Genomic DNA, 16,142 nt, shown 5'->3' with positions numbered 1-16,142 from the left:
TGCGTCTCGCGAGGCGCACCGCCATGCAGGGTCCGCCGTCGGCGGACCGCTGACATGCTTATTCGCTGCTGAGATCGGCATCCTCGCCGGAACCGCCCGGCTGCCCGTCGCGGCCGTACGAGATGATCGCGTAGTCACCCTTGGTGCCCGGCACCTGGTAGACGTACGGATGCCCCCACGGATCGAGCGGCACTTCCTTCTTCAGATACGGACCATTCCATTTGTCCGCGCTGGGCGGACGCACCACCAGTGCCTGAAGCCCTTCCTCGGCCGTCGGAAAACGGCCGACGTCGATCCGGAAGTTGTCGACCGACTTGCTCAGGACGTCGATCTGCGCGCGCGCGACCGTCACCTGCGACTTGCCCAGCTGGGCGAAATAGCGCGGCCCGACGATTGCCGCGAGCATGCCGATGATCACCAGCACCACCAGCAGTTCGAGCAGGGTGAAACCCTTCGCCCGGCGCGGCGCCGACCGCCGCTCGCGCTTGTCCATGATGCGGACAGCCGTCCCGTTACTCATCGATCATCCTTCTCAAAAAATTAGGGGGCGCCCAGCCGCGGGCGCCCTTGTTGCATTGCCAATGCCGGTTACGGCATCAGTGCCGTGGCATCAGAAACCGATGCCGAGCACGATGTGCTCCGGATTCGGCACATTCACCGTCGAGCTCTGGTTGTTGACGTCGTCGAACGCGAAACCGTAGTCGAAGCCGCTGATGCCGTGGTCGTGCCAGAAGCGGGCGTACTCGTTGTACGGCTCGGTCGCGTAATAGGCAGACGGGACATTCCACCTGGTCACGTCGCCCATCACGTGGCGGTTGATCGACGCGCAAATCTGCGCCTCGATCTGCTGCTGCGTACCGTCACCTTCGAGGAACACGCCGTTGCAGAGCAGCACGTCCTGCGTGCTCGGCTTGTCGACGGCATAGGTGTTGCCGACGTACGCGCCGTTGTGCTGATCGATTTCGGTGAACAGAATCTGCGTACCCTGCGAGCGGCCGACGAACGAACGCGCGCCCACCACAACCGGCAGATCGTTCGATCCGTAGTACGTCCACATGTCGTTCACATAGCCATCGAAGTAGTTCCCGTTGGGTTGCCCCGCCGCGAACGAGCCGTGAGCCGGCGCCATGATCCGGAAGCTCGAGGACGGCACCGGCTGGAACTGCGCCGATACTTCACGCGTGTACGCCTGGAACAGATCGGCGCGACGCTGCGTGATGCCGCTCTGCTGATGCACCGTGCCGTTCGCCGAGTAGACGTCTTCCGTGAGCGGGAAGCCGAACTCGTCGACCTGCGTGGTGTTGATCCACAGACCGTTGCTGCCGTAGGCAAACTCGTACCAGTCGAAGGTGATGGCCATGTTCGGGTCCGACGTGTTGTTCGGATCCGGGCCCGCAAAGCCGACGTTGCCGTTCGCGTCCGTATTGATCTTGATGAACAGCGGACTGCCCAGCGACACGAAGATCCGGCCCGAGAACAGCGGCGGCAACTGCAGCGTCTTGCTCTGCGCGAGCGAGAAGAAGTAGTTGCTGTAGTTCTGCCCGCCCGTGCTCAGGTGGTTCGGCGCGTCGTTGTCGGCGACCTGCGCCGCCGTGATCGTGCCGTCCGGCTTGAGCCACGCGAAGTTGCCCGTCGCCGGGTCACGCGCGATGACCGCGACGTAGACCTGGTCGTCGGTATACGCGCCCTGCGTGTTGTTCACCAGATCGACGCCGATCAGGCCCGGCTTGACGGTGTACGTCGGTACCGTCGTGTTGACCGTCAGCGTCGCGTTGGCCGACGTGACCACTGTTCCGTCCGGGCCGGTCACCGCCACGCTGTACACCTTGCCGCTGTCGGCGGCGACGGTGGCCGCCGTGTCGTAGGTCCGGTTCGTCGCACCGGCGATCGGCTGGCCGCCGAGTTGCCACTGATACGTGTACGGCCCCGTACCCGACATCACCACCGCGAAGTGGCCGTTCTGGCCCACCGGTACGGTCTGCGTCGCCGGTTGCAGCACGAACGGGCTGGCCGGCTGCTGCGGCTGCGTGCTGCCGCCGCCGGTTGTCGTTCCGCCGCCCGTTGTCGTTCCGCCGCCTGTCGTTGTTCCGCCGCCGGTTGTCGTTCCACCGCCGGTTGTCGTTCCGCCGCCGGTTGTCGTTCCGCCACCGGTTGTCGTTCCGCCGCCTGTCGTCGTTCCGCCACCTGTCGTCGTTCCGCCACCCGTCGCCGCTCTCGCCGGGTCGTTGTAGACCCCGAACTCGAACAGCGAATAGCCGTAGCCCGTTGCCCGCTGCACCCCTTGCATACGGATATAGCGTGCGGTCGTATTGGGCAGCGGCAGATCCTCGACACCGCCCACGCCGTTGCTCTGGGTATAGGCGGTGTTCGACCAGTCGACGTTATCGTGCGAGGTCTGGATCAGGTACTGCTTGCCGTAGGCGTTCTCCCAGTTGAGCACGACGCGGTTGAAGGCTGTTTCCTTGCCGAGGTCGAGCGTGATCCACGCGTTGTCGTCGAAGTCCGACGACCAGCGCGTGGTGGTGTTGCCGTCGATCGCGTTCGACGCCGGATAGCCGTCGTTCTCGACCCCGCTCGCGGTGGCCTTCGAGCCCAGCGCGAGGTTCACCGCACCCGCGGCCGAGCCGAACGTGACGTTCAGCGTGTGCGCGGCGAGCACGTCATCGAACGTGTACTGATTGACGATGCCGACGTCCTGGCCGTCCACCTGCACACCCGTCACCGCGTTACCCGCGGCCGGCACGAACTGGTACGCCTGTACGCCACCCTGATACACCGACGCGTTGCCAGCCGGCGTCAGCGCGCCGCCGCCCGTCGAGGTCGCCGTGATCGGGAACTGCGGCGTGTTCGCGGTGTTGTACACCTCGAACTCGAACAGCGAATAACCGTACTGCGTGGCCCGTTTGGTCCCATACATGCGGACGTAGCGTGCCTGGACCGGTGCGCCGAAATGCAAGTCCTCGGTGCCCCCGGTGTCACCCGTCTTGGTGACCGCGTCGGTCCACAACTGGTTGTCGGTCGAGGTCTGGATCTTGTAATCCACGCCGAACGAATCCTGCCAGCGCAGCACCACCCGATCGACGGTCTGAGCCGAACCGAGATCGACTTCGAGCCACTGCGGATCGGAGAATGCCGACGACCAGCGCGAATTCGTGCTGCCGTCCGTCGCATTGGCCGGACCGAAGCCGTCGCTTTCGTTACCGCTCGACGTGGTCGGCTTGCCGAGCGCCAGGTTCGCGCTCGGGGTCTGCGGCGGAGGAGGCGGTGGCGGCGTACCGCCACCGTTGTTACCCGTACCGCCGGTGTTGCCGTTGCCGCCGCCGTTGCCACCGCTGTTGCCACCCGTACCCGCCGCGACCACCGTCAGCGCCGCCGGTGCACTCGTGACCGTGCCGCCCGCGTTGCTGATATCGACGGTGTAGATCGCACCGTTATCGCCCGCGACCGTCAGAGCCGGCGTCGTGTACGACGGAATCGTCGTGATCGCGACCAGTTGGCCGTTACGCTTCCACTCGAAGTCGAGCGGACCCGTACCGGTCACACCGACCGCGAGCGTCACGCTTTGACCTTCGCTTGCCGTCGAAGCCGCCGGCTGCGCGCTGATCACGGGTGCCGGAACCGTCGGGCCGGACACGCACATCACCCAGGCCGGCGTGTTGTTGATGATGCCAGGCCACGACTTGCCCGACGAGTCGACGAGCCACGCGTTGTTGTCGAGGTTCGGCACCGGCGTCGTGGTCCAGGTGCGCCACGGCGACGGGAACGCGCACGACGAATAATTCGCCCGCGCGATCGTCAACGCCTCGTTCAGCGTCGGGACCCGCATGCCGATCGACTTGCAATACTGGTCGGCGATCTGCTGCGTGAACTGCGCGCCGTCGGCCGCGAACGTCGTGTACGTCTGCTGCCAGGTCAGGCCGCTGACGTTGTCCTTGACGGTCGGGATGAACGGACCGTTCGGCAGCCCCGGAATCGTCGATTGCCAGATGCCCGGCTTCGCGGCGATCGGTGTGTAGCGCTCGGTTTCGGGGCCGCACTGCGGTGCGTCGAGCACCTGGAACTCGAACAGCGAGTAGCCGTACTGCGTCGCGCGCTTCAGACCCAGCATGCGGATGTAGCGCGCCGACGTGCTCGCGAAGAAGCGCGTCTCGGTGCCGCCCACGCCATCGACCGGGGCCGTCGTATTGCCGGCTCCATCGGGCTGGCCGTTCGGGAACACCGTGGTCCAGGTCTTCTCGTCGTTCGACACCTGAATGTCGTACTGCGTCGCGTACGCGTTTTCCCAGTCCAGCACGACCTTGTCGAAAGTCTTGACCGAGCCCAGATCGACTTCGAGCCACGACGGATCGATCGACGGCGCCGACGACCAGCGCGTGCCGATCGAACCGTCGATCGCATAGGCTGCGACGAGGCCGCCGTTCTGGTCACTGCTCGACTTCGCAATGCCGCCGAGGGCGAGGTTGGACGCGTCGGTGCCGCTGACGTTGAGCGTCGCGGTCCGACTCGTGATCGAGCCCGCGCTGTTCGTGACGGTCACCGCGTAGCTGCCCGCATCGCTCGACTGTGCCTCCGAGATCAGGAAGCTGGCCGAGTTGTCGCCGACCGGCAGACCGTTGTGGGTCCACTGATAGGTGAGCGGATTCGAGCCCGTCACGCTGATGCTGAACGTCACGCTCTGACCGAACGGCACGCTCTGATCGGTGAGATCGGAGACGATGACCGGCGGTGTCGCGACCGCGACGCTCAGCGGGACCGCCTGCGACGTGATGGTGCCCGCGCTGTTCGTGACGACGACGCTGTACAGCGTGCCGTTGTCGCTCACCGCCATGACCGGCGTGTCGTAGACCGGCGACGTGGCGCCGTCGATCGGCGCGTTGTTCTTCAGCCACTGGTAGCTCAACACCGGCGAACCCGATGCAGTCACCGTGAACTCGGCGCTCTGGCCCGCGGTGATGTTTTTCGCGAGCGGCTGCGTAACGATCTGCGGCGCGGCCGGCTGCACCAGCGTGACCACCGCATTGCGCGAGGCCACGTTGCCGATCGCGTTGCTGACTTCGACGCTGAAGGTCGCGCCGTTGTCGCCCTGCTGCAACGCCGGCGTCGTGTAGATGTAGCCGTTTGCGCCCGCGATCGGCTGACCGTTCTTGAACCACTGATAGCCGATCGGCGATGCGCCGGCCGTCAGCACCGAGAACGTACCGCTCTGGCCGAGCGTGACGATCTGGTCGGCGGGCTGCGTGACGATCTGCGGCGCGGTCTGGTCCTGCTGGCCGATGACCGTGCCGGTGCCGTTGAAGCCCTGTGCGTTGAGCGCCGGCACCACGTTGAACGAAGCCGATTTGCTGCCGAGGTTCGGCGACGTGACCGTCACCGTCACGGTGCCGGTCGTGAACTGCGTGCGAACCGCGATCTTCGCCATCCCGCCTTCCGCGGACAGGTTCGGATCGCCCGGCGCGTGATAACCCTGCGGCTGGTTATCGACGACGTAGTGGTCCGAGCCGCCGCGATAGGTGCCGGGACCGCTGACGCTGAACGTCAGTGTCTGGCTCGCGTCCGGCACGAGGTTGCCGTTCACGTCGACGACCTTCGCCGTCAGCGTGGCCGCGTCCGTTCCGTTTGCCGTCAGCTGGAACTGCTCGCCGTCCGGCTTGATGATTTGCGGATCGACCGTCAGTTCGAGGTGGTCCGCCGGGCCGGCCGTCGTCAGCGTGTCGGTGGCAGCAACCTGCAGGTTGTCGTTCAGACACTCGGCGACGAGCGTGCCCGGCTGGAACGCGATGTTGTCCCAGTGCACCTGGCCCGGCAGCAGCGTCGTGTTCTGCGTGATGTCCGCGCTCGGGTCGGCGTTCATCGGGTTCGGCGCCTGCGCGCCGCCGATCAGTTGGCCGTTCAGGCGCAGTTGCACCGACGGGCAGTTACTGAACGCATTCACGCGCACGCTGCCCGAGCGGTTCCAGGTGTTGGCGAGCTTGACCACCGGCTTGATCTGGTACGGCGTCCAGACCGCCTCGTAGATGTAGTAAAGCAGGCGGGGCAGGCGGTTCCAGTCCATCATCGACGCGCCGTTCGAACGCACTTCGCTGTTCAGCGTGCCGTCCGTCTGCGTGTTGATTTCACCCGGTGTATCCGCGAGATACCAGTGCGCGATGCCGAACGACTTGCCGGCCACGCTATGCACCCAGTCGCGGATGTACGAGGCTGCGAACTGGATCTCGAAGTCGTACTTCCAGCGTCCGAGACCGTCACCCCAGTACTCCGAGCCGTAGGCCGGCGAATTGGGGTAGGTCTTTTTGACGTTGACGTCGCAGCCCTGGCCACTACAGCCGAGGATGTCGCCGTTGGCCGGGTCCGGCGTGCGGTCGGCCTGCGCGCGCGTGTTGACGAAGTCCCACTGCTGCGAGATCTGCTTGAGCTGCTTCGCGACGTTCTCGTCCGTCGAGCCGTTGTCCGCTTCCCACGCGAGCACCGACGGATGGTTGCGATCGTGAATGATCATGTCGCGATGCAGCTCTTCCTTCAGCGTGACGTTGTCCTGCGTCACACAGTTGCCCTGAGCCGCGGCGGCCGCGGCGGTGCCGCAGACCGCGCTGAAACCGTTCTCGCCGTCGCCGCTCGGCTGGATCATCATGATCCCGTACTCGTCGGCGGCGTCGAGCCACTCGCGGCCCTGGCTCGAATGGCCGGGGCGATACGAGCTGCCGCCTGCCTGCGCGAGCAGGGACAGGTCCTGCCATTGCAGGTCCGGCGGCACGGCCGAGCCGAGCGCCGGATAGTCATAACGGCCCGACGCACCCCAGAGGTAGTGCGGATGGCCGTTGATGATCGGGAAGTTGCTGTCCCACGTGATGGTGCGGATGCCGAGCGGGCTCTCCTTCGTATCGACCACCACGCCGTTCATGCTGACCGAGTGAATCACACGGTACATGTACGGGTGACCATAGATGCTGTTGTTCGGATACCAGAGCGTCGGATTGTTGACCGTCAGGATCTGGTCGAACAGTGTCGGATTCAGCGGCCCGCTGCTGTTGGCCGGAATCGTCTTCGAATCCTGCGCGGTCGCGACGACCTTGCCGGACGCGTCGACGATCTGCGTCGTCAGCGTGACCGGCTGGCTCGTCGAGTATTCGTTGAGGACGTTGGTCTGCACGCGGATCGTCGCCGACGAGTCGTTCGCCGACACCGTCGACACGTACGTGCCCCAGGTGTTCAGCACCGCGTAGATGTTCTCGGGAATATGCACGCGGTCCGTGATGTGCATCCACACCGGACGGAACAGGCCCGTATCGTCCTGCCCGAAGCGGAACGCCCCGGAGAAGCTCGGCGATTCGAAGAACTTGTCGCCGCGCGAGACCTTCACCGCCAGAACGTTGTCGTACGGCCGACCGTTCGCGTCCTTGAATTTCACGTAGGGCGTGATGTCGACGATGAACGGAATGAAGCCGATCACGTGCGTCGCCTGCGCGTCGGCCGTCACCTGGCTGTTGCCGGGGATGAAGTGGCCGTTGATGTACACCTGCACGCCCGTATGCGCGCCCTCGAACTCAACCAGGATCTTGCGATTGAGCTGGTCGGGTTCGAACGATTGATCGAGCGTGAAGTGCTTGCGATACCAGTTCGTATTGCCGGTCAGTTGACCCTGGCCACCGCCTGACTCCATGTTGATGAAGGTGTCGTTATCGGCCGGTGTTTGCGGCACGCCGATCGATTGCCAGCTGGAATCGTCGAAAGCCGGACACCCGATGGTCGGGTCGCCGGCCGTCGGGCACTGCGAATTCGGAGCGTCGACGTCCTTGATGTATCTCCAGGGCGTTGCTCCCAGGTTGATCCGGATGTGATTGCTCGGCGGCAACTGCACGGCCGCTCGCGCATGCACCGCGGAAAGCAGGAAGAGCCCCCATAAAAGGAGCAGCAAGCCCGCACCCTGCCAGGCTGGATGCCTAACATTCTTGCGCATGTTGAGTTTCCCCAGTTTTGCGTTCTGCGTTTCGTTGTATTAAGGCCGTCCTGACAGGACAGCCCATCCCGTGTCATACGACGCACGAGTGCCGGACAAACCAGCCGGACATCCGCGCGCTTTTTCGATAACCGCATCCGCCGGCCCCCGCCCTTTTGTGAGGGAGGGTCGCAAACGTTTTCGTGCTCAACTAGGGGATGACCCTTATTTGGCGTCTGCCGGGATAACGGCGCGAAGTGTTAAATTTAGGTAGGTGTAAACCCTTGTTACCCTAAATTAATTTGCGATGCCTCAAAACGGTGCGGCCATGTGTCTCGCATATGAAATTGAGCTTTCCATTCGCCGACAAAACAGCCTGATGCACCGCAATGGCGCGGTCGGCGAACGTTCTCCTTACGAGGTGGCCGAGCAGAGAGTCTCATCGCCCAGTTGTTTTATTTCTTTGGGCGATGCGAAGTTTTGTAGGGCGTAGCGAAGCGGACGGGGACCGGTATACGTTCAGCCGGTTTGGCTCGCCAGACTATCAAGCGGCGACGTTCGTTGAGTTGAGCGCGGCTTAAGCCGTAAAGCCGGCGATTCGATAAAGCGCCAGCTCAATGCGGCCAGCGGCAAACAGATCGCCAGTGTCGCGACAAACAGCACGATGGGCGTGATACCCGGCACGTACCAGCTCAACAGTTTTTGAACCGGGAAACCGTACAGATAGACGCCGTATGAAAGGTCGACGCGGGTCGGCGCATAGCGATGCAAAGCCGACGACGTACATGCGCCGAAGACCACGTAAGCGCCTGCGATCAGAACGGCGGGGCGGAACAGTAGCGGATTGGAAGCGCAAGCTACCAGCGTCGCCAATGCGATCAGGCAGGGCACGACGCCATAGCGGATTTTCTCGCGGAACACATAGGCACAACTTCCGGTGAGAAACAACGCTGCAAACCAGATCATCGAATCGGACACGCGCAGCGCGGGCAGGCCGAGCGCTACGTTATGCAGCGCATGAGCGCCTGAATAGCAGGCGATGAAGCCGGTCGCGATGGTCAGGCAAAGTAACGCCATGCGGCGCTTGAATACGCCTAGCAGCGCAATCACGATCAACAGTAGATAGCAGCGAAACTCGAATGAGATTGTCCACATCGAGCCGTTCACGAATTCGGCGAACGTGCCGGCGAAAACGCGCGGTGTCTGTGGATCGCGAAGCGTGAGCAACTCGCGCAGCGACTTCAATAGGTCCAGCTGGGCGAAGTACTGCGCCGCGTTGGCGCCGAGTGGGCCGACGATCAGAACCGATACGAGCGATGCGACGATAAATGCCGGATAAAGCCGCAACACACGGCGACGTAGAAAGCGGCCGATAGATGGGTCGGCGATCCAGCTACGGGTAATGAGGTATCCGCTAATCAGGAAAAATCCGGCGACACTGAAGCTGCCCAAAGATGACTGCGCGCCGAGTCGCAACAAGGGTTCGGGATATCGCAGCAGGTCGAAACTGTGCGACAGAATGACCAGAATGGCGAGGGTCAGGCGAAGGGTGTCAAAGTGGGGAAACCGTGTTGCTGGCGCGTTGGTCATTTTTCTAGTTATTTCTGTGTATGCAAACCGGAAGCGTTAGAAACAAATGGAAACGCATTCTAATGCAACGCTTCGCTTGCTAATTGCCTCCTTTCCTGAAATGAGTTCGATGCTGCGAACTGGTCGGGTCGTCCCGCGCTTCAGGTTCAAGCGACGTTTCATATCCGCCGTCTGAAATCTCGTGCGTCACGCGGCCGTTACCGTCTGTGAGACAGGCGGCCGCGGTAGACGAACACGCTATCGGCAAACGCCGGCTCACGCTTCCTCGCGAGCTGCCGCCGCAGTACGACGATGGCTGTGTCCAACAGCCAGGACGCGAGGAGGCGCGTTAGCGACGCCTATAGTTCTGAATAGGCCGGCAATAGATCCTGATCGACGAGACGGATTTCAATGCGGTTCGCGATCTCTACATGCTCCGGATTGTCTACTGAGAACACGGCATCCATTACGCTGACGATGATCGTTCCGGTCTGCTGCTTGCCTGCGGCGGGAACCGGAATCAATGCACGAGCTTCCGGAACCTGTTGCACTGTGATGATCTGAGGCAGATAGAGCATCCAGCCAACACCGGGTTTGTCATCGAAGACCTGCTTCTCAAAATAACCAGTTGGAGAGGTTTCGACGACTAGCGGCCGAAAAGTTGCGATGACAGCCGTGACTACATTGATCATTTCGTCGGCCGTGGCATAACAGGCGGGAACGCCCACGCGGGCGGAAAAGGAGTCTGGAAGTACCTTTGCATCGGAGGTCTGGCATGACATCGAACCGCCTTCATCCTGCCCCGTCTTGCCATTCCAGATCGCCGTATGTGATATCCCCTTTTTCCGGCCTTTCGTTTCCTCTGTGAGCACGGCGAGCGCCGGCTGTGATGGCGCGCCGCTACTGTCGAAGGCCGGGTAAAGCAATGCCTCGTTCAGGGTGTCGCCTTTGAGACGCCAATTTGCGCGGTCCATAAGCGGGCTGGCCTTTGCGAGCATGTCGACTATGGCCGACTCACGAATCAGCATTTCGTGAAAATCCTGGCTCGTCAGCAAAGGGTCCCGAAATAGTGCGTTGATTTCCATGTCGCTTTACGGTTGGTAGACGGACGGAATTCCAAATCGCGCCAACAGCGGCGCCACCTTTTTTTGAGTGGCGCCCTGATCACACCCCTTCCTCCCCCTCCACCGCCTCCGACTCCCCCGCCTCGCTCCCCAGCCACGCAACCTGCCCCTGCCAGCCATCGCTGCGCACCAGTTCGCCGAGCTTGTCGGCGATAACCTCGAACATCGCGTCGACGATCGGCGACTTGCGCAGGTCTTTCAATGCCGCCACCGACACCGTCGAGCGGATCGCCGGACGCTCGATCGGCGCCGCCCACAGACGCCCCTGAACCACGTCCTCCTGCACGGCGGTGTAGGTCAGCAGCGAATAGCCGAAGCCGTTCGCGACCAGCGCCTTCGTCAACGGCACGCTATCGACTTCGAACGCAATGCGCAGATTGACGTCGTGCTGGACCGCCGCCCGCTCGATCACGCGGCGATTCGCGTGAGGCAGGCCGGGCAGAATCAGCGGCAGATCGGCCAGATCGCGGATGCGCAGCGGACCTTCCGGCAGGATCGCCCGGGATTCCGGCGGTCCGACCGCGACCATCGGCTCGCTGAACATCGGCGCGATCTCCAGCGCGTCGAGCGGCGGCTGGTTGTAGACGATCGCGACGTCCACGCGGCGATCGAGCAGCCATTCCTGCAACGACGTGCTCAAACCCTCGCGCACGTGAATCGACACATTGGGCCAGCGCGCCGCATACGACTCGATCACACGTGGCAGCAGCGGCACGCCAATCGCGGGCGGCATGCCGATCGTGATATGGCCGCTTAGGCCGTCGCCGGCGGCACGGACCTGCTCGTGCGTCTGCCGCACGTAATGCGTGATCATTTCCGCGCGTTCCAGCAGCATCGCGCCCGCTGTCGTCAGCTTGATTCCGCGGCCGTGCCGCACGAACAGCTCGACGCCCAGTTCCTGTTCGAGCTTGGTGATCTGCCGGCTCAGCGCCGGCTGCGCGATATACAGTTCGGCGGCGGCGCGGCTGAAACTGCCGGCCCGCGCAATCTGCAGGAAGTAGCGTAATTCGCGGATGTCGATGCTGTTCTCTCCCAAGGTGGCCGGCTGCGACCCATGCTGAAGCGGCATAGGTTGTCATCGCAAAACGGTTTTTGTCAATGCGCGGGGCGCGGTGCACAGTATCGTGCAAACAGGCCCGTTTCCTTCGAGTGCAATGACCTTCAAGTTCCGCTGGACCCATCACGCTTCTATCAGTTTGCGCTATGCCATCGACGGGCATGGTCCGCGCAGCATGATCCTGCTTCACGAGCTCGGCGGCAGTCTTGCGAGCTGGGACGCCGTCATCGATCCTCTCGCGAGTGACTTCACGCTGCTGCGTTTCGATCAGCGCGGCCACGGCGCGTCGGAGAAGGTGCGCGACGCGGTGAGCGTCGAACAACTGGCCGACGATCTCGAAACCGTGATCGATGCCGCCGCGCTGCCCGGTCCCTATTGGCTCGTCAGCACCGCGGCCGGCGCGGTGATCTCGCTCGTGTATGCCGCGCGTCATCCGCAACGGGTTGCGGGCCTCGTGATGTGCGCGCCGGCGCTGGGTGCCGATGCCGAACGGCGGCGCTATCTGGAACAACGCTCCGAACTGGCGGCGGCGCACGGAATGCGCGCGATCGTCGATGCGACGCTCGAGCGCTCTTATCCGCCCGTGATTCGTCGGCGCGAAGATCCGGCGATCTTCGCCGCGTATCGCTCGCGCTTTCTCGCCAACGATCCGGTCTCGTATGGGCTCGCCAACCGCGCGCTCGGCGATGCGCAACTGCTCGACACGCTCGCGGGCTGTAGCGCACCGTGTCTGATGCTGGCCGGCACGCACGATCCGCTGCGTCCGCCCGCGCATGTCGCCGAGTTCGCGGCACGCTGGGGCAGTCGCGCTGCGATTGAATTTGCCGAGCTGGACTGCGCGCATCTCGCGTCCGTGCAGGCGCCGTTGCCGCTTGCGAGCGGCATCGCGGATTTCGTGCGGCGCTGCGAGGCGAAGCGGAGTGGTGAGCATGACGTGGTGTCGTCCGCTGTTTCATCGTCCACTTGAGCCTGCATGCACGCGATCCTGCTCGTGACAATGGCCCCTCGCACGACACTCACCCGCACTGCGTACTGATCGAAAATCCGCCAACGCCGTACTAATAACGCCAACCACCACAACCACAGGCAAAACCACGAAGGCCCGGCGAAACATCTGTTTCGCCGGGCCTTCGCCGATATTCGCCTACATCAACCGACTGGCAACAAACGCAAAGCCTCGCTCGTCAGAAGCGCGTGCGCAATGCAACACGCAGCGCCAGCTGGTTACTCGTCGACGACGGCGTTAACCCATCGATCGATGCATGCGCCTGCTGCCCCGTCGAATCCGTCCCACTCGCATGCTGATAGACACCGACCGCATAGACATCGGTGCGCTTGCTGAAGAAATAATCGGCGCCGGCCGCGATCTGGTTGTAAGTCGCGCCGAGTTCCTTGCCGCTCGCCGTCGTCACCGATCCGCCCTTGACCCAGTTATACGCAGCACCGAGCAGCACGGACGTCGTCAGTTGATACTTGAAGTTGAGCTCGACGCTGTTGAACGACGTCGAACTGCCGGGCGAGAACGTCGGCGTGCCCGATACCGCCAGTGCACCGAGATTGCTGAAACGCACGTTCGAGTAGATCAAGCCGACGCGGGCTGCGCCAAACGCATAGGCTCCCGCTGCCGCGGCAATCTGCTCGGTGCCCGCCGAGGCAAACCCTGAAAATGCTGGCCGCGTGCTGCCGATGTTGTTGGTATTCGGCGCACCGGAGCTGGTGACGGAACTCGGCGTCAATGCATTGCCGTTGCCGCCGAAGAAACCGTAATTCGGGTCCCGCGCGTTCAGGTACGCAGTGGCCAACGCGAGCGGACCGTTCGCATAATCGGCGCCGAGCGCGAATACCTGATTGCGCGTCACATCGCCGGCCACGCCGCCGAGGCTATAAACGCCGCCGAAGCGCACGCCGCCGAACCGTTGCGTATTGAACTTGATCGCATTGTTGAGGCGGTTCGTGTCGACGATGTTATCGACCTCATCCGCGTGACCCATCATGTAGCCGCCCCACTGCGCGGCGGCCGACAGCGGCTGCACGTAGTCGGCCAGCGAGTCGTACTGGCGGCCCAACGTCAACGTGCCGACGCTGTTGCTGAGCCCCACGTAAGCCTGACGCCCGAACAGCAGGCCGCCTTGCTGAAGCCCGCCGTTCGGCAGCGTATAACCGTTTTCGAGCACGAACAGGCTGCTCAGGCCGCCGCCAAGCGACTCGGTGCCACGCAGGCCGAAGCGGCTGCCGTTCGCGCCGGTGTTGTTGCCGTCCTGTTGCATGATCGTCGAGTGGCCGCCCGCGTTGTTCGTGTACGTGATGCCGTTATCGAGGATGCCGTACAGCGTGACCGAGCCTTGCGCGAAGGCTGCGCCGTGAACGGCCAGGCCGCAGGTGGTGCCGAGCAGCAGGCCGATCGAGCGGATGCGAAAAGTGGTTCGCACGTTCCATGTCTCCTTTGATTTGAATTGGCCGTGTGGCGACGGTGCCAAACGGCAAGGGCGAGTGCGCGGCCTGCTGACGGATGAGCTGGCACGAGCGCGCCCCGGCCGGCGGTGCGCGCACACGCAGCCTGTCGAGGTTGAAAAAATTGGGCGTGAGAGGAGTCCTGCTTTGCGCGGACTCACTAGCTAGCGGCCGGTTATGGCCGCGCTGTCAGCTCGTGGGACTTGGCCCGCCGGCGGGTAGCAGACCGCTCTCGCCGGCGATGTCGTGAGACAGCCGGCGCGACTGGAAAAACCACTGCCCATCGACTCGCACGACTTCGTCTTCATAGCGGCCGGCCACCGCGATCGCGGGTCCGTTCGCACTGTCGCGAACCACCATGAAATACGAGCGGACCGTCGCTGTATCGCCGCGCAGATCGATCAGGATGTTGGTCGTCAGGTGCCGGCGGCGCGTGCCGGGTCCCGGCACCGGAACCAGCGACGTCAGCAATTGTTCGATCGCACGCGGGCCGGTGGCCGTGCCGTTGCGCGAACTCCATGTGCCATCCGCGGCGAACAGTGCGGCGAATTCGCTCAATCGATAATCGTCGAGCAGGAAGCAGTAGCGGGCCAACAGTTCCCTGATGCTGTCCTTGTCGTCGGCCGCGCTCATACGTTCGCTCCTGAAGTCGTGCTGATCTGCACGTCGCCGGATGCGGTAGCAGGTGCAATCGGCTTGCGGGTCATCGTCAGACACACGGTCGCGCCCACCACCAGCAGGATGCCGGCGATCACGAACGCCGCGCTATAGCTGCCTGTGAAGGACACCACGTAGCCGGTCGCGATCGGCGCGAGCACGCCGAACAGGTTGCCGCCGGTCACGAGGAAACCATGCGCGCGCCCGGTGTTGGCCGGATTGGGCAGCAGATCGCTGAGCAGCGCGATATTCAGCCCGACCGTGCTGCCGATGCTCGTCAGCGAGAACGAGAACAGCGCGAGCACGACGAAGGTGTTGTGGACCAGCGGCGTCACCAGAATGCAGGCCGAGCACAGCAACAGCAGCGCGACCATGTTGCGGCGGCGTCCTGAATTGACGGGTGCGTTGCGCAGCAGGCGGTCACTGAGCCAGCCCATGAAAATCGTGCCCGGCACCGCGACCGCATACGGCACGGCCGTGTAGAAACCGGTCTTCAGCACCGACAATCCGTGAGCGCTTTGCAGATAGCTCGGCAGCCAGCTCAGAAACAGATAGACGGTGTAGACCGCGCAGCCCTGCACGATAAAGAGCCCCCACAGGCTCGTGCAGCGCAGCAGCGCGGACAACGGCGCGCTCGCCGATGCTTGCGCGCTGCCGCCGCGCTCGGCGAGGATCATCGCCCGTTCTTCGTCGCCGATATAACGCGCTTTCTCAGGCGAGCGATATGCGATCAGCCAGATCAGCATCCAGCCGAAGCCGATTGCCGCGGACACGAAAAAGCCGCCGCGCCAACCCATTGCGCTGACCAGCGTGCCCATCAGGATCGAGCCGATCGCCGGTCCCGCGTAGCCGCCGCAGTTGAACACCGTCGTCGCGAAGCCGCGTTCGCGAGCCGGCATCCATTCGCGAATCGTGCGGGCACCGGCCGGATAGGTCGAGGCTTCGCCGAAACCCATCAGCAGTCGCGACAGGATCGCCGAACCGAAGCCGCCGCTGACGCCGGTCAGCACGGTCGCGAACGACCAGATTGCCATGCCCCACGCGGTGGAGCGCTTCGTGCCGATGCGGTCGACCAACATGCCCCAAGGCAACACGAAGATCAGATAGGTCCACAGGAATGCCGAAAAGAGATAGCCCAGTTGGACCGTCGACAATCCGAACTCCTGCGCAATCGGATGAGCCGCCACCGACAGCACGACGCGATCGATGTAGTTGATCGAGCATCCGGAAAACAGCAACAGGTAAATAACGATCCGGCCCGCTTTCATTGACGTGTCTCCATCGATGTTCCTTTTATGCGTTGTGCAATACGGTCGATGGTCAGAACTGTGCGTCAATGCCCCGCTTTTGT

At 63.3% G+C, this 16,142-nt stretch carries 9 protein-coding genes; 1 reads left to right on the top strand and 8 read right to left on the bottom strand.

The window, feature by feature from the left end:
- Positions 1 to 58: 58 nt before the first annotated feature.
- The 5 genes from gspG to L0U82_RS18050 all read right to left on the bottom strand — a co-directional run bounded on the left by gspG (position 59) and on the right by L0U82_RS18050 (position 11,695).
- Positions 59 to 520, bottom strand: coding sequence for a type II secretion system major pseudopilin GspG (gene gspG / locus L0U82_RS18070; protein ID WP_233832782.1), 462 nt, complete (start codon positions 518 to 520; stop codon positions 59 to 61).
- Between the two features lie 90 nt (positions 521 to 610).
- A complete protein-coding gene (locus L0U82_RS18065; RefSeq protein ID WP_233832780.1) occupies positions 611 to 7,954 on the bottom strand; it encodes a beta-1,3-glucanase family protein in 7,344 nt (2,447 codons plus the stop codon).
- 498 nt (positions 7,955 to 8,452) lie between these two features.
- Positions 8,453 to 9,523 carry an acyltransferase family protein gene (locus L0U82_RS18060; RefSeq protein ID WP_233832778.1) on the bottom strand — a complete coding sequence of 357 codons (1,071 nt, stop codon included), beginning with the start codon at positions 9,521 to 9,523 and terminating at the stop codon, positions 8,453 to 8,455.
- A gap of 338 nt (positions 9,524 to 9,861) precedes the next feature.
- A complete protein-coding gene (locus L0U82_RS18055; RefSeq protein WP_233832776.1) occupies positions 9,862 to 10,587 on the bottom strand; it encodes an immunity 52 family protein in 726 nt (241 codons plus the stop codon).
- A 79-nt stretch (positions 10,588 to 10,666) separates the two neighbouring features.
- Complete coding sequence (locus L0U82_RS18050) at positions 10,667 to 11,695, bottom strand: LysR family transcriptional regulator (protein ID WP_233832774.1); 1,029 nt, start codon at positions 11,693 to 11,695, stop codon at positions 10,667 to 10,669.
- A gap of 85 nt (positions 11,696 to 11,780) precedes the next feature.
- Between L0U82_RS18050 and L0U82_RS18045 the strand changes: the two genes are divergently transcribed.
- The gene (locus L0U82_RS18045) at positions 11,781 to 12,650 is read left to right on the top strand and encodes an alpha/beta fold hydrolase (protein ID WP_233832772.1); all 870 of its coding nucleotides are present in this window, start codon (positions 11,781 to 11,783) and stop codon (positions 12,648 to 12,650) included.
- Between the two features lie 217 nt (positions 12,651 to 12,867).
- Here L0U82_RS18045 and L0U82_RS18040 read toward each other — a convergent pair whose 3' ends face one another.
- From L0U82_RS18040 to L0U82_RS18030, 3 genes are all read right to left on the bottom strand, one after another.
- A complete protein-coding gene (locus L0U82_RS18040; RefSeq protein ID WP_442793624.1) occupies positions 12,868 to 14,112 on the bottom strand; it encodes a porin in 1,245 nt (414 codons plus the stop codon).
- Positions 14,113 to 14,323: 211 nt separating this feature from the next.
- A complete protein-coding gene (locus L0U82_RS18035; protein ID WP_233832770.1) occupies positions 14,324 to 14,767 on the bottom strand; it encodes a nuclear transport factor 2 family protein in 444 nt (147 codons plus the stop codon).
- Positions 14,764 to 16,059, bottom strand: coding sequence for an MFS transporter (locus tag L0U82_RS18030; RefSeq protein ID WP_233832768.1), 1,296 nt, complete (start codon positions 16,057 to 16,059; stop codon positions 14,764 to 14,766). Before L0U82_RS18030 ends, L0U82_RS18035 begins: the two co-directional genes overlap by 4 nt.
- Positions 16,060 to 16,142 lie beyond the last annotated feature (83 nt).

The sequence above is a fragment of the Paraburkholderia sp. ZP32-5 genome, assembly GCF_021390495.1.
Lineage (GTDB): Bacteria > Pseudomonadota > Gammaproteobacteria > Burkholderiales > Burkholderiaceae > Paraburkholderia.
Note: the sequence above shows the minus strand (reverse complement) of the source record. Positions and strands in the feature narration are given on the sequence as shown.